The sequence below is a fragment of the Bradyrhizobium sp. USDA 4354 genome, assembly GCF_054060315.1.
Genome location: NZ_JBSSDC010000001.1, coordinates 3,240,895 through 3,257,594, shown reverse-complemented (window position 1 = coordinate 3,257,594; position 16,700 = coordinate 3,240,895). Strand labels below are relative to the sequence as shown.

The window sequence follows — 16,700 nt, the reverse complement described above, 5'->3', positions numbered from 1 at the left end:
GCGACACACGTCGATTTCCCGACGCATCCTTGGAGCGATTGCGGCGACTTGCCAGTCCGTCCTTGCGATATTTGAATGAGCCTGAACCGCGCACGGGCATACATGGTTCCAAAACGCGCTCGATCATCGCTCGCCATTTTCTCCGCAACTGCGGCGCGCCACTCTCAATGAAAAAGGAAGATTTGTTCGCGGCTGTGACGCTGCAGCCTGCCGCCCGGCTTGGACGCGTTCTGCGATGGTCTGCGTTTCATCCTCTGACCTTTGCGACGGACATCCCCTCATTGTTAAAGCTCTCGGCGCAATCCGTAGCATGGAGCGTTGTTGCGCGGATTGCGGTACAAGCGGCGTATTTCGCGCGCCTAGGTCGCCTTGGAATCCATCGCGTTTGCTCGTGAAGACTACGTCGCCAGGATGCCCGATGCTGCAATAGAATGATAATAACTTAAGGTCGTCGCGAAGGTCTTATCCTCGGCAATGAACCTTGCCGCCAGCATCAGCGCCCCCGCAGCACCAACGCTCTTCGTGAACTCGTTCTCAATGCGCAGCGATCCCTGGGCTCTGAGAATCGTTGGAACGAGGTGGCGGAGGCCTATCGAACGGCGAACGATCTTTTCGGCGACATCATCAAGGTCACTCCATCCTCGAAGGTCGTCGGCGACATGTTCTCGGAAAGAAAACCGTAGCCGGGATGTATGGCGTCGACTTTGGCGTCCTTGGCGACGCGTATTACCTCCTCGATCGAAAGATAAGCCTCTAGCGGTGCCTTTTCCTTCCCTGCCTGGTAGGCCTCATCCGCTTTGAAGCGGTGCAACGAAAGCTTATCCTGTTCGGCATAGAGCGCGACCGTCTGGATTCCAAGTTCGGTCGCAGCTCGGAAGACGCGGATGGCGATTTCCGAGCGTTGGGAACGAGGAGCTTTTCTATCCAATTCTTCATGGTACCGCTCGTAAAGACCCAGTTTGCGAACGAACGCTCTTGAACAGCGTGGTTTGGCCGCAAACTCGGACTCACGACCATTAAAGGCGGAGGTTATGGACGGTTGTACCAAGCACCCCACTAGCTCGATCTGCGAGGCGACACTGATCGGCTCTAAGAATGAGGCGGGTCCGGTGCACATGACATCTACCGAAAAGACACGTGCCATATTTGTCTCGGTCTGCTGACAGCGCTGGGTTTTCAGGATGTGGACGCAATCCGGGGCAGACCTTGGCCGTCCGCGGATAAACGCTATTCCGAACAATTCTCTTCAACATGCTATGTCCCCCGCAAATTCAATTGCGAAATTTACTTTGAAGAAAAACACCGCCTACTGTGTCATCGCGCTTCGCTGAAAGGGCTTGTTCTCGGCGATAAATCTTGCGGCCAGCACCAGGGCCCCCATCGAAAAGTCCTTCCCATGCGCGGCTATCATGCGTTCGGAGAGTTCGGCCAACTCTCTAAAGAAGAGATCCTTACTTTCGGCTTCGCTAAGAGTGCGATTAGTCGTCATAATTACTTCTCCTCACGGTTTCGTTGCCGCGCCCGCATTTTTGCTGGAGCGCAAAGCTATTTGAAGACATGCGGCGGAAACGTCACGATCGCCGCCTCGCCCTCACTTGTTCCTACGGCAAGATGCTGGCCGGCGCTGGACCACTGAAGGGCGTGAATGGCACCTCCGCCTGGCGGCCTGACGACCATTTCGTCGGAGTGTCCGATCTTCGCAACCGCGACCATTCCGTCGGCGTAGCCCGCCGCAACCAATTGGCGCTCCGGATGGATATCCACCGTGTCAGCGAGGACGAACCGGGCGCGCCCGGTAGCGAGATTCGTCGGCTTCTCGCTGTCGTCAGCAAGGCTGGAGACGTCCCAGGCGATTATCCGATAGGCTCCGCTCGTAACCAGGGCTCGGGAGTCGGCGCTCCATGAAAGAGAGGCGACGTTGGCGGGATAGGTGGGAATTCGGACGATCCATGCATCGGCAAGACGGACCAAAACAACGCCCCCATTCTCGACCGATGCAGCTAACCAGCTTCCATCGGGGCTCCACGACAACGTCGAGACCAAGCCGACATCGAATGAAGCAGCGGGCTCCGGTCTGGCTCCAAAGGCTCGTATAAGCAGACAACCGTCCGCTCCTATTGCGAAATTCCGGCCATCAGGAGATACGGCCATCGCGGATGAATTTCCTCCCCCGCGCTCCTGGACCCATCCGATCTCACCATTAGGCTGGTAGTGTATGAGTGATCCGCCAGAAGAAACGAGTACACCCCCCGCACATACCGGGACAACCAGATCAATCGCGGCCCGCAGTCTCGAAATTTGCCGGGTGACACCGGCGGTCGAAACGTGAAGCAACTCGCCGCCGTCACTTGCGATGAAACCCGACGGCTTGACCGAAGCAAGATGAAGCCGATCATCGCTGATCACGACTTTCGTCAGCGGAGGCACCGGATTTCGTCGCGGTGAGATCGTGGCCCGTCCCTCGTCCAAGGCGATACGACAGCGATCTATCGGCGGTTCACTGTCCGCCACCGGCGCAATGGCCAGAGAGCCGTCGGCAAGTGCGAACGCGACTGCCTGTCCAGCAGCGTCGAACACCACGTTCGTGACCGGGGCGCCTACTTTCCAGTGCCGCCCCAACAAATCATAAAGTGTTGCGCTCCCTGCTTCTGCTTCCATCGTGTCCATCGGTTGTCTCACTTATCCGGCGCAATCCGCCCATCAACGTCTTCAAGGCCAACCTCGAGCGCAACGCACTGAGCCTCGCACGTGGCTACGGCAGCGTTTGCTTTCTCGAAGCGCTCACGCGCCTCATCGAACGCCTTGCTAAGCGCCAGCGAGCCGCCAATCGCTGCCATCTCGCTTTCGATTCTCTGCATCTCGAATTCCGCTCCACCACTTAGCTGACGGTTCAGAAGGCTGCGCTATTGAGCGGCCGACATCTCCTGAACGATGCACAACCGCTCATTCAGCATGTCGCGAAGCAGCGGCCTATCGCCGGTCATGCGCTTGACTCAATTGCAGTCAGGATCCGCTGCAAGCCTCCTGTTCCGGCAAGGAAGTGTTCCTGCGCGTCATTGATATGAGATTGCAGCGAGTCCCAGAGATCTACCCTCAGCAACCGCGCCGGATCGCCGGCCATCCTCTCCAAGGCCTGCAGACCGAACTGATGCCGCAATCCGATGCCCTGCAAAACGAAATCCGTCAGCTCGCGTGCATGCGTCTCGATGAAGGCACGCAAGAGCGGGTGCGCGCCATAGCTCGTAGCGCGCTCTGCGAGTTCGCTCTCGATGAACGCGACGAAATGACGAACGAGCAGATCTTGGCTTTCGCCAACTAGATGCACCATGAAGGTTACGTCGCGGTCGGCGCGTGCGAGAATCTGTGAGGCGAGCATAGTCGCGGCGACCGGCTCTCCTTCGCGCTTCTTTCCATTCCAGACCGTCGCCATATCCAATCCTTATCCCGAGGTTTGCGAGCGGTATTGGTGCAACTTCCGATATAGCGTGGCGCGCGAAAGCCCCAACTTTTCGGCGGCGGCCGCGATATTGCCGCCGGCGTTTGCGACGGCCCTTTCGATGGCACGACGTTCCATCTCGTCGAAGCGCGCGATCTCCTCGCGTTCCGGGGTTTGACCACGATCACCTGATAATGTCGGCGTAGTCGGCTGAGATGCCGCTTCCAGGAAATCCTCCGGCAAGTCCCTGGGCGTGACCACACCGGTAAGCGTCATCAGCACGAGGTTTTCGATCAGATTGCGCAGTTCGCGGACGTTCCCCGGCCAGCTGTAGCGCCGCAGTAATTCCATCGTGGCCGCCTCGAAACGCAGCGGTTGGGTATTATAAGTGGCTGCGAATTGCCTGTTAAAATGATCGATCAGGATTTCGACATCGCCCAGGCGTTCGCGCAAAGGCGGGATGGTGAATTTGACAACACCGATCCGGAAATACAGGTCTCTTCTGAAACGCCCCTCCGCCACTTCCTGCTTCAAATTCCGATTGGTCGATGCAACAAGTCGCACATCGACCGGACGCGGCTTACTGTCACCGAGCCGATAGACCGCCCGCTCCTCGAGCACGCGCAGCAGATAGGGCTGGAGGTCAAGCGGCATTTCGCCAATTTCATCGAGACTGAGCACCCCGCCATTAGCGAACTCAAAGCGTCCGGCCTTTCCCTCGCGGGTCGCGCCGGTAAAGGCGCCCGGAGCATGGCCGAACAACTCGCCGCCAAGAAGCTCTTTGGAGACCGCACCGCAATTGAAGGCGACAAAGGGCTCCTTGCCTGTCTTCTGACTAGCGGCGTGAATCAGACGGGCAAAGAGTTCCTTGCCAACACCGGTCTCGCCTTCAAGCAGGATTGCCGTGCGGCCGAGTGCCGCCCGCTCAACCTTCTCCACCACATCCAGCAGTGCTTCGCTGCATCCGATGATGGCCTCTTTTGCCGAGATAAGGGCGCTTTGCGCAGTCGGCGACATCTGAGCCGCCCCCGCGTTCATCCGCGGTTTCGACGCAAGCACGAGCATTGCACCCTTGACGACGCCGTCCACAACCAAGGGTTCGATCTGCTGCTCGCGCAGCTCCTCGGGCAACCCACTAGTTAGGTCCTTGCCTAATAGCCCTTCGCTGCTGGGGAGGATCTGAGTTCCGATGCTTAGGTCGGGAGTATGCGCGATCCGCCGCCAGCGCCCCGGAGCCATGTCGTTGTGATGGACGACCCGGCCGAACCGATCGAGAATGACGACGCCGTCGGACCTGTTCATCCCCGGCATCCGCGAAATGCTCGCCTCAAGCAGCCGCATTCTCTCGATGCGAATTTTCTCTGAAAGTGCAAGTTCGATGTGATTGGCCGCCACGACCGCGAGGGCCACGTTGTGCCGGTGAAAGATCGCCTGGGGCCCGGAAAAATCGACGATGCCGATGATGCTGCCGTCGATCGGACTCCGAATCGGACTGCCCACGCAGGTCCATGCCTTGATGCCTTCAGAGAAATGCTCGGCCGCATGGACATGAACCGGCTTACCCGTGACGAGCGCTGTCCCGATGCCGTTGGTACCGGTGACCGTCTCGCCCCAAGCGGCGCCGACTTCAAGACGAATGTCATGTCCCGCATCGATCGTCCGCTGGTCGCCCGCCACATCCAGCACGACGCCATTTCTGTCGGTGATCATGAGCATTGTGGCCGCGTCGCCAAGCACCTCCGCGACGCGGCGAAAGGTCTGGGCGCTTGCAGCCATCAGATCTTCATTCTTCAGACGCAGCTCGTAGAGGTCGTCCGGCGAGGCGACGAGACTGCTGCCTTTCCCGCGGGCATCGACGCCCGATTTGAGACTGCGTTGCCATGAGCTCTCGATGACGCCTCGCACCGGCGCGTTCTCGCGCCTAAGGTCGCCGAAGATCAGAAAGTTTTCCCAGGCCCTATTGGTCTCTCGTTCATCATATCGCCGCCCTTGCTCTGCGTCCGTGGTGCCCGGATCATTGTAGCCTTCCAGGAAAAATGGCGGCTTAGCCATGAGCGTTTCCGTCAGCATTGGAGCACCATACTTTCGTTGGCAGGCAGCAACCCGATCAACAGAAACGATCGAACCAGGCTTGACCGGGATGTGTCATCCCAGCAGGCCCGGCGCACTGATCATTCGGCGGCCTTGCCCTTCGCGTCCAACCCGAGGCGTGCTGCGATAAACCCTTCCAAGCGCTGTTCGGATGGCTCGTCGGGGACGAGCATCCCCTCAAGATCGGCAAGGACCTTGTAGATGCCCTCATCCAGCGGGTCGAAGAGCCCATTCTCGCGTGTCGCCAGCGCCAGGTGTCGAGATTGGCCTCGACCTCGCAGTTCGCCAACAAAATGAAGCTGTCGCCCTGACGCGAGATCGGCAACCACGACACGGCCGTTGAGACTGACCCGTACATAGGGCTCTGTCTCCGGCAGGCGCCCCCGCGGGGTGTACCATAGCTTACCCGATGGCTGGGGCTCCGGAGGAGGTGTGCGGTTGCGCAGCTCCTGCCAGCGCCCACCCGTCAGATGATTGGCAAGCGCATCGATCTTGGTCCGGTTCTTATCAATGAAGTCCTTCGCCGCCACGTCCTCACGGCGCGGACCATCCTGCTTGGAGATGATGTAGACCATGTGCCTTCCTCCTCCGGTTCGGCCCGATGGTCGTGGAAGCTTATAGCGCCTCCTTCGGCCCCGGCCGGAGCTTTTCAAGATTGTAGCTTGTTCTGGCTCGTTGTCACGGGCCGATCATTTAAGTTGCACAGCTCACGCCGTCGCCACCGTCGGCCGCGTCACTCCGGCCTTAAAGACGTAACCGGACAGTGCGGCACCAAGGCACGGCGCCACAAAGTAGAGCCACACCTGCGACAGCGCATCTGGTCCTGCAAACAACGCGGGGCCCAGCGAACGGGCTGGATTGACCGACGACCCCGACACGGCGATGCCCGCGAGATGGATCGCCACCAGGGTGAGGCCGATCACCAGGCCTGCGTAAGCAGAGGTCGCTCCGTTTTGCGTTGCACCAAGAATGACCGTCAGGAACAGAAAAGTTGCCGCCGCCTCGAATACGAATGCGGAAAGCACGCCATATTGACCCCAGCCATTCTGGGCAAAGCCATTTGCCGCGACGTCGTAGCCCCCTACTTTGCCTTCGGCGATCAGATACAGCACTGCTGCGGCCGCAATTGCCCCAATGAACTGCGCAATGATATAGCCGGTGAAATCTCGCGGCGACATCCGACCAGCGACGAGCATGCCGAGACTGACGGCCGGGTTGAGGTGAGCCCCGGAAATATGACCAATCGAATAGGCCATCGCGACGACTGACAGACCGAATGCGAACGCCACGCCTAACAGGCCGACCTCGGCCCGCATGAAGATCACAGTCGCGCAGCCAAAAAATACCAATGCGAACGTGCCGATGGATTCCGCAACATACTTATGCATGACTTCCCCTCCCTTGTGATGATTTCGAGTTTGAAGCGACCGATCCGCCAGTCTTGACGCATCGGCGATAGAGCCGAGTACCCGGCCACGATACCGTCGACATCGGAGACGCCGCGGCGGAACGCGAACCGCGTACACATGCCTCATGCGCGGCCAAGTTTCTCTGCTCCGCCCCCGAGTGCAGGTCCCTGTGTTGGATCGATGTACTCCGGCACGTCGGCAACCAGCGTGTTGGTCGTCAGCACCAGCGTGGCGACGGACGCCGCGTTGCGGAGAGCGGTATAGGTCACGCGGACGGGGTCGACGATGCCGGCTGAGACCATATCGATGAACTTGCCTTCAGCCGCGTCGAATCCGACGCCCACCGGAGCGTTCTGTAGCTCGGCTATGATCTTCTGTGAATCATGGCCTGCATTCCGGGCAATGAAGGCGGCGGGACGGGATAGTGTCTCGCGCACCAGCTTGATGCCCTCGCCCAGGTCGCCGTTGATGTTCCCGAGCTTGCGCTCCACCACGGGTGCGCATTGGGCTAATGCGGTGCCGCCGCCGGGCACGATGCCCTCCTCGGCTGCGGCACGCGCTGCACTGAGTGCATCGTCGATCAGCTGGATCGTACGCTTCTGCTCCACGGGCGTGACCCCACCCGCAAAGATTACCGCAGTGCCGCCTGAGAGCTTTGCGAGGCGCTCCTTGAGCTTGTCCTGTTCGACGTTTGGTGGTGCCAAGTCGTGCTGCTTGGCCACCTGCTGGCGCCGCGCGGCGATCGCCGCATTGGCGCCACCGCCCCGAATGATCACCGTTTCACGCGCACTGGCACGAACCTGCCGCGCAGTGCCAAGATCAGCAAGATTGGTCTCTTCCAGCCTGCCGCCAAGCTCGCGGGCGATCACCCGTCCCCCAGTTATGATGGCGAGATCGTCCATCATCGCCTTGCGCCAGTGGCCATAGTCCGGTGGATTGACGACCAGGACCTTGCCGCGATTGCTATCACCAAGCAGTGTCGGGACGACCTCCGGCGCAATCTCTTCAGCGACGATGACAAGCGGTCGCCCGGTCGAGGCTACCGCCGCACGCACTGCCGACAGCTCGCCCGGCGTCTTGATCTTCAGGTCGGTCAGAAGAATGTAGGGTTGATCCAGCACTACCTCCATCTTCTCGACATCCGTTACCATGTGATGGGATATGTAGCCGCGATCGAACGACATGCCCTCAACGACCTCAAGTGTCGTGTCGGTCGTCAGCCCGTAGTCCGAGCTTATGATGCCGTCCTTGCCGACGCGCTCCACCGCCTCTGCGATCAGACCGCCCAGGTGGGAATCGGTCGATGCAATCGTCGCAACCGCCCGCAACGTCTTGCGGTCCGATATGGCCATTGCCGAGCTCTTCAGGGTCTCGACAACGACATCGACGGCCCTTTCAATACCCTTGCAGAGATCCACCGCTTTGGCTCCGCGCTCTAGGGCCGCAACGCCGCCCTGAATGAGCCCATTTGCGAGCACCATCGCCGTGGTTGTACCGTCGCCGGCGACTTCGTTGGTCTGCATTGAAACCTCGCGCACCACTTGCGCCCCCATGTTCTCGAAGCGATCCGGCAATTCGATTTCGCAAGCTATCGTGACACCATCGCGTGACACGATAGGCGTACCGATCGGCCTATCGACCATCGCGTTCATACCCTTGGGCCCAAGGGTCGATTCGACGGCGGCTGCAAGCTTTTGGACTCCGCGTGCAAGTGCGCGACGGGCCTCTATGTCATGAAGCAGAACTTTCGGCATTGCGTTTCACTCCCCACGTGGTGGTCACTTGTGTCTGGACGGGCGGCTTCCTGACCGCTCTGTTATTGGCGCTCGCAGGTCTTGGATACGAGCGCCTCATGCTCGAGCCACGGACGGTTTCTCCGTCCTCACACTTAGCCCGGTGGACCTCTCGGCGCAGCTACTGCCGCAGCCTCCGCACGGTGCAGACTCTCGTTCGGCGTGCCCGCCATCCAGTTCGCGATTGCGGACGGCAAGAAGGCCTCGGCACAATGAGCTGTTAAACTCCATATTGATGCGCACTCCTCGCAACCGCTGTAGATAGGAAGCCAGTTCGTGGCGCCTGAGAGAGCGCCCCTCGCAGGTGACAAACGCGCGATCGTCGGGCAGCCGAGCGAGGCCGCGCTCGACCAGAAGCTCGCGATAACGCGCCTTCTGCCGTGTAACTTCCTCGGACCCGAAGTTGACCTCGTCAAAGGTGCCAAGATTCATCCGACAGATCGCTGGATCCTCATAGCCCACGCCGCGCAAGGCGAGTATTATGACCTCTTGTCGCCGCTCGAATGCCTTGCGGCGGAACTTCTCCCGCAAGTCATCAAGTGACCCTCCAGGTGCAAACTCCTTGAGTGCCTCGGCGAATGATTTGCCCTCCCTGACGCCTCGATTTATCTCCTCGGCGACCATATGATCGCGAAGCTGCGGTCGCGCCTCGCGAACCCACGGCAGCGTCGAGACCGCCCGACGCATGTCATCGGCCATGAGGAATGCGAAGTTCGCCGAGCACCAGTAGGTTGGCAAACGAAAGGCGATATCGACACCGTCATCATTATCGATGCTCACCCGCTCGACAAACCCGAGCTCGGTCACGGACTCATCGAGCTCGGGATCCGTGACCAGCGAAAGGCGTTGCCACACTTCGCTGGTCTTGTCGTCACGATGTGGAAGGACTTCGTCCATCCCCGTCACTCCGCTGCGGTCGCAAGGGCGCTTTTCGCAAGCTTCGCCTTCTGCGCGTCGATATCGACGCCATAGAGGCGCGCGGCATTGAGACCCAGGATCTTCCTCTTCGCCTGAGGCGTAAGGTCGACGCCGTGCTCTTGCTTCAAATCTTCCGGGAGCTCGAAATTCCAGAACTTCTCGACCAACCAGCGCGGCGTCCAGATCGCGTAGTCGCTGCCGAAGAGAAGCTTGTCTTCACCGACCCAGAACAGCAGCTCGCTGATCACTTCAGCGAAATAGCGCGGGCGTCCGTGAATGAACGGTAGCGCCACCGCGAGGCCGCCATAGACATTCGTCTCCTGCACAGCGATCCAGCAAAAATCGTCGAGCCGCGGCAAACCACAGTGCTCAATGATGAAGTTGAGACCTTGGAAATCGGTCGCCGCATGATCGACGTCATGAACATCGAACGCATCCTTATCCAACGGAATAATTGTCGGTCCCTTATGGACATGGATGTTGGTGATACCGAGCTTCTGGCACAGCTCGAAGCAGCGATAGGCGTTGGGATCCGTAAGCTTCCACCCGCGCGAGTCGCCCTTCCACTCGGCCGTGTACAGCTTGACGCCCTTGATGCCGAACGTCTCCTTCATGTAGTGAATATATTCAAGTGCCTTCTCGCCATCCCGCGGATCGAAAGCACCGTTGATGATGAAGCGATCCTTGTACTTCTTTGCCATCTCGGCATTGCGATCGATGGTGTTGAACCCGTTCTTGTAGAATTCCGTCAGATAGGTCGACTGAACGACAGCCATGTCGTCTGGGCCGTCGACGAACAGATCGTGGTACATCTGATCGGCGCTGTACTTCTCGAACTGCTCTTTCGGCCAGAGCTTATCTTTGGGGCTCAGCGATGTGTGATAAGCGTAGAAGCAGTCGATGAATTGCTTGCCGTGGACGTTGAGCTGGTTCGCCCGGGCTACCGTCCCAAAAATGGGTGTGACCGTCGATGACGAAAACTTCCTCACCGGTGGGAGTGATGAACATGATGGTCTCCAGGAATTCTTGGTTAAGCCTATTTCGTTCGATCCACGCCATGGTCGCGCGAGGACAATTCGAGAAGCGGCGGGGCTACAGCCGCGTGCGGATGCAGCCCCGCCCAGTCAGGGAGAAACTAGAGCTCACTCGATGTATTCGAAAACCTCGTCCATGTTGCCGAACAGCGTCACCGTGTTATCATCGATGCGCACCATCCGCCCGTAGTGGGTCGAGGTGTTCACTTCGAAGATCTCGGCTGTCATCTCCTTGCCGAGAATTTCGCTGATTTCGTCCATCTTGAAGATCAGCTTGCCCTCGCCATCGATGCGGATCAGGGCCGGCTGATAGGTCACGGTTACGTTCGGCTTTTTGCTCATGAACTCGGCGATGGCACGCGCCTCGACGCTGTCATTCATGGTGACGCCGCACTGGTGGGAAATGGTTTGCTCGAAGCGAAGGTCCCCCATCTTCTGAAAGATATTTTGGTTAGTCGCAGATCTAGAAACGACAGACATCGCAGGTTACTCCTTGGGAAGGGTGAGGCCTAGCTCACCGAGAATCTTCTTGATGCGTTCGACCGACTGCGCGCGCGCGTCGGCGTACTGCACCGGCTTCGAATGCGGTTGCGACCAGATCGGCTGCAGGCCGGCAGCCGCCTTGTTGGCGAGCGCGACATGCTTGTGCACCCAGCCCTGGAACAGCTGCTTATTGTGAGCGCCATGGTGATTGTCGGTCACCAGAAGGTGCATCAGATCGATCGTATTGGCGAGATTGCGTTCGTAGTCCGCTTCCGCGGACGAAATCACCGGTGGCGTGATGAAGTCTCCGTTCGACGAAGCCACTTGCATGAGGAAGCCGCTGCGGAACAATTCGCCGAGCAATGGCTCAAACACGATGTTTGTGGCGAAGTACTGCTCGAGATAGTCGGCCGAGCCCATGATCGACTCGATCGCTTCCCGCGTTCCTTGCCAGCCCTTGTCTTCCAGCCAGGCGCGCTTGCCGGCCGTGTCGTCGAAGCTCGGAATGTCCATCCCGATCTCGGCGAGATAGAGCGTTATATCCTGGGAAAGGCGAAGCTTGTACGACGAGTTCGTCAGCGTCGCATTGTTGATCATCTGGGTGTAGCCGTAGCGCTGAGCCTGCATCAGCGACGTGCCGAGACCGAACTCAGCGTGCTTCCACGCACCGAGATGGTTCTGCAGGATCTTGATCCAGGCCTTGTCGAAGCTCTTCGGCGCACCCGACTTGCGCCCGTTGGCGATCACGGCTTGGACCATCGCTTCGATCTTGGACTGGCGCTGGTAGTGAGTGCGCTCCCACTCCTGGTCGGGGGCGCGGAACGCATGCCAATTCGAGCTGAGAGCCGCCGTGTTGTCCTTGGTGTATGCACCCTTGCCGTTGGGAAAGGAGATGATCCAGTCCTGTAACAGGTAACGTTCCGGATCCGGTTGCACGTCGACCGTCACGTCTTCGTAATGCGTGGCGCGCTTGCTACGTGGCTCGAAATAGCGGTATCGGCGGCTATCCGAATCCGGAAACACCGCAGAACCTGCGGCACCGGATTTGGCTGATGCGGTTTGAACGGCAGTCATGGTCATCTTCCTCCTCCTGTTGTTGGCTCTAGAATTGCTCGTTAGGCGGTCAAGGCGTCTTAGTTGTTGGCCGGCGTGAACTTGTCGAAGAAGATGCGGTCCGACTCGACATCGTTCATTTGCAACACTGGCGTTAGGGCCTCGATCATTGGCGATGGTCCGCAGGCATAGACGTCGACGTCTTCACCGTAGTCCGCGCTGCGAAGGTGCTCTCCGACCGCCTCGTGCACGAAGCCCTTTGCTCCGCTCCAGGCCGTGTCGTCGGCCGCATGAGAGAGAACCGGCACGAAGGTGAATTCCGGATGCTTGATGGCAAGCTCCGCGAAATGATCCAGGTAGAAAAGATCGTTCTGCGTCCTGGCCCCGTAGAAGAAGTACACCGGACGTACTTCCCCGGAGCTAATGTGATCATGCAGGATTGACCACAGCGGCGACATTCCGGATCCGCCGCCGACCAGGATCATGGCACCAGTCTTGTTTTCTCGTCGGAAGCAGGTCCCGTAGGGTCCTCTGACCCCGACCTCGGTTCCGACGGCGAGATCTCCGTCGAGCCGTGAGGAGAAGCGTCCGTTGGGGTACTTCTTGATGATGAACGCGAGTTTTTGGCTTTCGCTCGGCGAATTTGCCATGGAAAACGAGCGCGTAATCGTCTCTGGTCCCGGAAGCGTGATGTCGACATATTGACCCGCCCAGAACTTCAGAGGTTGCTCCAGTGTAATTTCGAGGCGGCGAATGTCATGGGTCAGCGCAGAGATGCTGGTCACCGTACCCTTGAACTCTTTGACGGGAATCGATTTCAATAGCACTTCCTCGTCGTAGTTGAGGAGTTCCACCTCGAGATCCGAGTAGGCCAAGGTGCGACAGAGCAAGATGTAGTCCTGACCTCGCTCCATCTCGTTGAGAGCGAACGTGGAATATTTCTTCAACTCGACATCGCCGCCGGTGAGGACGCATTTGCACGCCGAGCATTGGCCCTCCTTGCAACCATGAGGGAGTGCGATGCCTTGGCGGAAAGCGGCGTCGAGAACGGTCTCGTTCTCTTCAACCTCGAACTCTATGCCTACTGGCTGCAGGCGAACGACATTAGTGGGCGCGCCCATAAGGGGCCTCCTCAAACCAAGTCTGCAAATCTTCAGGGGATCTATCGGGAAGGAGCCGGCCGGAGCCGGCCCCTTCCGTTCAATTAGTTGCAGGGATTGATACTGAATCCCTTGCGATACTCGGCAAGATGCTTCTCTCGGTCGGCTGGGCTCATCTCCCGCAGCGTAAGCAGCGGACTCTTGAGAATGTGGCCACGGACATCATCGAGCGTCCACATTTCCTTTTCTTCGAACCGCAGGTGCGGCCTGGGCCACCAGCGTCTTGCCATCCGTGCGCACGAAGCCCAGGTCCTTGATGGCGTCGGCGATATCCACGTTATGGTAGACGCTTTCCCATTCGCGGCGGCCGCTGAACCGCCCCATCGCGGGGGTCGGACGTCCCTGGTACTCGCCGGCGAAGGCTTCGACAGCCGTCCAGCGATCGAGCTCATGGGCGAACGTGTAGAGCTTGCCGTCGATCTCGTCGGTGACCATGTCTTCGCGGATGAGGCATGGAACGAGGCACGACCAGCAACGATGCGGATAGACGTACCCAACATCACTATTGAACAGGATGTTGGTCTGACCGCGATGCGACAGCTTTTCGTACCACTTCCAGAACTCGCCGAACTGCGCATACCAGCCCGGATACTTGTGTTCGAACCACTCGAAATCCTTGTCGGTCTGCGCCTCGATGCGCCAGAAGTTCGCCGACCAGCCGACAGCGAAGAACTGCGCAACCTTATGCACGTAGTGCTTCTCGGTCAGGCGCTTCCAGGCCGTTTGCACATCGTCATGATGGATCTTGATGCCGTACTTTTCGAGCGGCAGCATATAGGTCCGGTAGTAGTCCTCGAAGATCCAGCGGTGCCACATCTCCGCGTAGGACTCCTTGGTCTTGTCGCGGTTAGTGGTGCCATACTCGATGAACGTCCCGATCGCCGCGTCGACAATGGCGTGATTCTGCCAGAAGGCATACCGAAGGTCGCGCTCGAGCAGCAGGTGGTTCTCCGGCTCCTTCAGCATCGACATCAGCATGGAGTGGCCGTTGCCGATGTGGCGGCTCTCGTCCGATTGGACCGATAGGAAGACGGTTGGCAGCGCATAATCGCCGTTCCGGGCGGCTTCCGACGGCATGGCGACGAACAGCGTATTCGTGAACGCGGTTTCGGCGACCACGGTCAGGTAGACGTTCGCGGACGTGATGGCGTCACCAGTGATGAAGCCTTCGCCAAACTGGCGACCGATGGTTGTGGCGTAGCACTTGCCGAACGCTTCCTCGGTAATGTCGAACCCAGCCGGGTCGATGTAGTTCTCCATGTACCACTTCTTCAGGTTCATCTGGATGGTCGAATGACGGAATTCGTCGACCATCTGCATGGTGAAACCGGTGCGGAGATCTTCGCCGGGCGCCAGGCGTCCGACCATCGCCATGGAACGTGCCGCAGAGATTTCCGGGAAGGGGATGATCGCCAGGAACAGCTTCATCCACTCGACCCATCGCGGCTCGACATTGCGGAACATGTCGCCGCGGAGCGCCGCGTCAAGCGCGCCGTAGACGCGATTGTCCTTTTCCTCCTGCATTGGAAAATATGAGCGGAGGACCTGCTTCATCGGATCCTTCGGTGCCTTCGTGATCTTGTAGTCCGTGGGAAAGGTCATCGCCTCCTGGACGTAGGAAGGATTCCATCCGAGGTCTGCGATCTTCTTTGCAGCCTCACCCACCGAAATGCCGCGCTGGGCTGTGATTTTGTTGAGTGTTAACGTTCCAGACATTTAGTCTTTCCTCCTGATCGGGTCAGAAACCACATCGATATTCCGCCTACCCAGAACCTTGATGGTCCAGGCAGTGCTTACCCGTGCGTTACGGGCCACCTCACGGCCGTTTGCGCGACCGGACGTTTGATATCGGCAAGGGTCTTGGGACGACTGTGGTGCACCGGAAGATGATTAGCAGCGATCTTCAGTCCAACAGACGTTCCGATCACAAGCATCATTCCGCACAAGATGCGCCCTCAGCCAGGCATCCCCTTCCCTCGTTCTTGTCGCGGCTCGCCCCAGACGGAGCAGTCAGCGTTGTTGTGCTCCGGAGCTTTGCAATGGGCGTGCCAATGAGTTCGGTATCTCGCCAAACTGGTTTCTGGCTGAACGGATGCGCGGATGACCGTGGACAGAGACATCACAGCTGCCAGCTTGCGCCGAACCGAGATGCAAATTGCGACAGATTTTCAGAATGAGATTCTCAGCTACGAGAGCGCGCCAGTTTGCACTGCAATGTTTGCGTCGCAATAGTTCGCTCGGATACTGAAATTGATTTTACTGCCCGTAGAACGCTGCACGCGTTCGGAAAGGTATCCCGAAGATCGGCTCTCAGCCGCCACATAGCGGCAGAGAGGTGGACCAAAGCTCCCTTGTGGAACGCGCCTGGAGCGTGGATCACATTGATGGCGATCGATTCCCTGTTTCGGGACTGCCGTTCCGATGCGCTATGTTGAACCTGTAGGACATCCGGACGCCCCTTCGATCTTCACGAGGTGACAGGCCTGCCTGCAATCGGCAGCAGCGCGGCCGGCTCCTCGCGCGCATGGTCCAATTAGCGGTAATCCTCCATAACGGCCGAGCGCTCTCCTTGCTCGCACCTCGAGATCCAGCGGCCGGAATAAAGGGCGTAACAGCTGTGATCGCAGAAAGGCAGCCCAGTGCTGAATTCTCTCAGATAGCTCGCCTGAATTGGCTCACAGCAAAGCATGCAAAAGGTCTTCGGGCACGGCGTCCTGCCGTTCACCAGAATGAACCTCATGTGGCGTCTCCCAATGCGAAGCAGCACCATCCCATAGTTTGGTTGAAGAACGGTCTAAGCAGCTCGCAACCAGCGGAGCCACTTATGGTCAGCCTCCCGGCGTACTCTGAACCGGTCGACGCACCTCTTAGAGCAGAGCGCCCTTCGCCAGCAGTAGTAACGGATGAGTCCAAACTTTCCGCCGCAGACGGCGCAGCAGCTCGCTGTGCCGTGAACGGGATTTCGGGAGCTATCTCGCATTCCGGCCTCCTGGAAGCATCACGTGGACAATTCTGCTGAGCCTCCCCCGGCACCGCGCCCGCACCCGACGTCAGCTATGGTCGTGGCGCTCCATGTCTCGCGACGTCTACCGACGCCGGGAGAAGAGCTTAAGTCTCAAGAGTTTGATCTCTGATTTTCGCCTCAAAGCGAAGCGGCTCGCTTTTTGGCCGTGTGCTTCGCCGAGGGATACCTGCACAGGGGATGTGCAACGGGCGTGCCAGATCGTTCGATGGCATCTCAGCGGGCGAATTCCGGACAAGCCACCGATAGAGCCACGCCGGCCGACGCAAATTGCGACAATGATGCAGAATGAGACTCTCTG

Annotated in this window: 12 protein-coding genes and 4 pseudogenes; 1 reads left to right on the top strand and 15 read right to left on the bottom strand. The window is 58.9% G+C overall.

What is annotated here, in order from left to right; translation table 11 throughout:
* Positions 1-545: 545 nt before the first annotated feature.
* Positions 546-662: pseudogene (locus ACVIIV_RS15175) on the top strand (hypothetical protein); the annotation flags it as partial.
* Here the strand turns inward: ACVIIV_RS15175 and ACVIIV_RS15170 are convergent.
* From ACVIIV_RS15170 to ACVIIV_RS15100, 15 genes and pseudogenes are all read right to left on the bottom strand, one after another.
* Positions 662-928: pseudogene (locus ACVIIV_RS15170) on the bottom strand (biotin carboxylase N-terminal domain-containing protein); the annotation flags it as partial. The pseudogenes ACVIIV_RS15175 and ACVIIV_RS15170 sit on opposite strands and share 1 nt — an antisense overlap.
* 378 nt (positions 929-1,306) lie before the next feature.
* Positions 1,307-1,489 carry a hypothetical protein gene (locus tag ACVIIV_RS15165; protein ID WP_456744904.1) on the bottom strand — a complete coding sequence of 61 codons (183 nt, stop codon included), beginning with the start codon at positions 1,487-1,489 and terminating at the stop codon, positions 1,307-1,309.
* A 56-nt stretch (positions 1,490-1,545) separates the two neighbouring features.
* Entirely contained in the window at positions 1,546-2,667 is a 1,122-nt protein-coding gene (locus ACVIIV_RS15160) for a WD40 repeat domain-containing protein (protein WP_456744903.1), read from the bottom strand.
* Between the two features lie 8 nt (positions 2,668-2,675).
* Complete coding sequence (locus ACVIIV_RS15155) at positions 2,676-2,858, bottom strand: hypothetical protein (RefSeq protein ID WP_456744902.1); 183 nt, start codon at positions 2,856-2,858, stop codon at positions 2,676-2,678.
* Positions 2,859-2,980: 122 nt separating this feature from the next.
* On the bottom strand, positions 2,981-3,430 hold the full coding sequence (locus tag ACVIIV_RS15150; protein WP_456744901.1) for a hypothetical protein: 450 nt from the start codon (positions 3,428-3,430) through the stop codon (positions 2,981-2,983).
* A 9-nt stretch (positions 3,431-3,439) separates the two neighbouring features.
* Positions 3,440-5,488, bottom strand: a complete 2,049-nt coding sequence (locus ACVIIV_RS15145; RefSeq protein ID WP_456744900.1) for a sigma-54-dependent Fis family transcriptional regulator — start codon at positions 5,486-5,488, stop codon at positions 3,440-3,442.
* A 119-nt stretch (positions 5,489-5,607) separates the two neighbouring features.
* Positions 5,608-6,102, bottom strand: a complete 495-nt coding sequence (locus ACVIIV_RS15140) for a hypothetical protein (protein WP_456744899.1) — start codon at positions 6,100-6,102, stop codon at positions 5,608-5,610.
* Positions 6,103-6,234: 132 nt separating this feature from the next.
* Complete coding sequence (locus tag ACVIIV_RS15135; protein ID WP_456744898.1) at positions 6,235-6,915, bottom strand: MIP family channel protein; 681 nt, start codon at positions 6,913-6,915, stop codon at positions 6,235-6,237.
* Between the two features lie 143 nt (positions 6,916-7,058).
* Entirely contained in the window at positions 7,059-8,690 is a 1,632-nt protein-coding gene (groEL, locus tag ACVIIV_RS15130) for a chaperonin GroEL (protein ID WP_456744897.1), read from the bottom strand.
* 96 nt (positions 8,691-8,786) lie between these two features.
* On the bottom strand, positions 8,787-9,626 hold the full coding sequence (locus ACVIIV_RS15125) for an iron-sulfur cluster assembly protein (RefSeq protein WP_456744896.1): 840 nt from the start codon (positions 9,624-9,626) through the stop codon (positions 8,787-8,789).
* Positions 9,627-9,631: 5 nt separating this feature from the next.
* A pseudogene (locus tag ACVIIV_RS15120) lies at positions 9,632-10,655 on the bottom strand (amidohydrolase family protein).
* 134 nt (positions 10,656-10,789) lie between these two features.
* Positions 10,790-11,161, bottom strand: coding sequence for an MmoB/DmpM family protein (locus tag ACVIIV_RS15115; RefSeq protein ID WP_456744895.1), 372 nt, complete (start codon positions 11,159-11,161; stop codon positions 10,790-10,792).
* Between the two features lie 6 nt (positions 11,162-11,167).
* A complete protein-coding gene (locus tag ACVIIV_RS15110; RefSeq protein ID WP_456744894.1) occupies positions 11,168-12,238 on the bottom strand; it encodes an aromatic/alkene monooxygenase hydroxylase subunit beta in 1,071 nt (356 codons plus the stop codon).
* Positions 12,239-12,297: 59 nt separating this feature from the next.
* Positions 12,298-13,338, bottom strand: a complete 1,041-nt coding sequence (locus ACVIIV_RS15105; protein WP_456744893.1) for a 2Fe-2S iron-sulfur cluster-binding protein — start codon at positions 13,336-13,338, stop codon at positions 12,298-12,300.
* An 83-nt stretch (positions 13,339-13,421) separates the two neighbouring features.
* Positions 13,422-15,093, bottom strand: a pseudogene (locus ACVIIV_RS15100) (aromatic/alkene/methane monooxygenase hydroxylase/oxygenase subunit alpha).
* Between the last annotated feature and the right edge of the window lie 1,607 nt (positions 15,094-16,700).

Excerpts from the sequence above, each read along its gene's own strand:
- ACVIIV_RS15135 (WP_456744898.1), bottom strand. The coding sequence starts at position 6,915 with ATGCATAAGTATGTTGCGGAATCCATCGGCACGTTCGCATTGGTATTT.
- ACVIIV_RS15160 (WP_456744903.1), bottom strand. The coding sequence starts at position 2,667 with ATGGACACGATGGAAGCAGAAGCAGGGAGCGCAACACTTTATGATTTG.
- ACVIIV_RS15105 (WP_456744893.1), bottom strand. The coding sequence starts at position 13,338 with ATGGGCGCGCCCACTAATGTCGTTCGCCTGCAGCCAGTAGGCATAGAG.
- ACVIIV_RS15150 (WP_456744901.1), bottom strand. The coding sequence starts at position 3,430 with ATGGCGACGGTCTGGAATGGAAAGAAGCGCGAAGGAGAGCCGGTCGCC.
- ACVIIV_RS15140 (WP_456744899.1), bottom strand. The coding sequence starts at position 6,102 with ATGGTCTACATCATCTCCAAGCAGGATGGTCCGCGCCGTGAGGACGTG.
- ACVIIV_RS15145 (WP_456744900.1), bottom strand. The coding sequence starts at position 5,488 with ATGGCTAAGCCGCCATTTTTCCTGGAAGGCTACAATGATCCGGGCACC.
- ACVIIV_RS15165 (WP_456744904.1), bottom strand. The coding sequence starts at position 1,489 with ATGACGACTAATCGCACTCTTAGCGAAGCCGAAAGTAAGGATCTCTTC.
- ACVIIV_RS15115 (WP_456744895.1), bottom strand. The coding sequence starts at position 11,161 with ATGTCTGTCGTTTCTAGATCTGCGACTAACCAAAATATCTTTCAGAAG.
- ACVIIV_RS15155 (WP_456744902.1), bottom strand. The coding sequence starts at position 2,858 with ATGCAGAGAATCGAAAGCGAGATGGCAGCGATTGGCGGCTCGCTGGCG.
- ACVIIV_RS15125 (WP_456744896.1), bottom strand. The coding sequence starts at position 9,626 with ATGGACGAAGTCCTTCCACATCGTGACGACAAGACCAGCGAAGTGTGG.
- ACVIIV_RS15110 (WP_456744894.1), bottom strand. The coding sequence starts at position 12,238 with ATGACTGCCGTTCAAACCGCATCAGCCAAATCCGGTGCCGCAGGTTCT.
- groEL (WP_456744897.1), bottom strand. The coding sequence starts at position 8,690 with ATGCCGAAAGTTCTGCTTCATGACATAGAGGCCCGTCGCGCACTTGCA.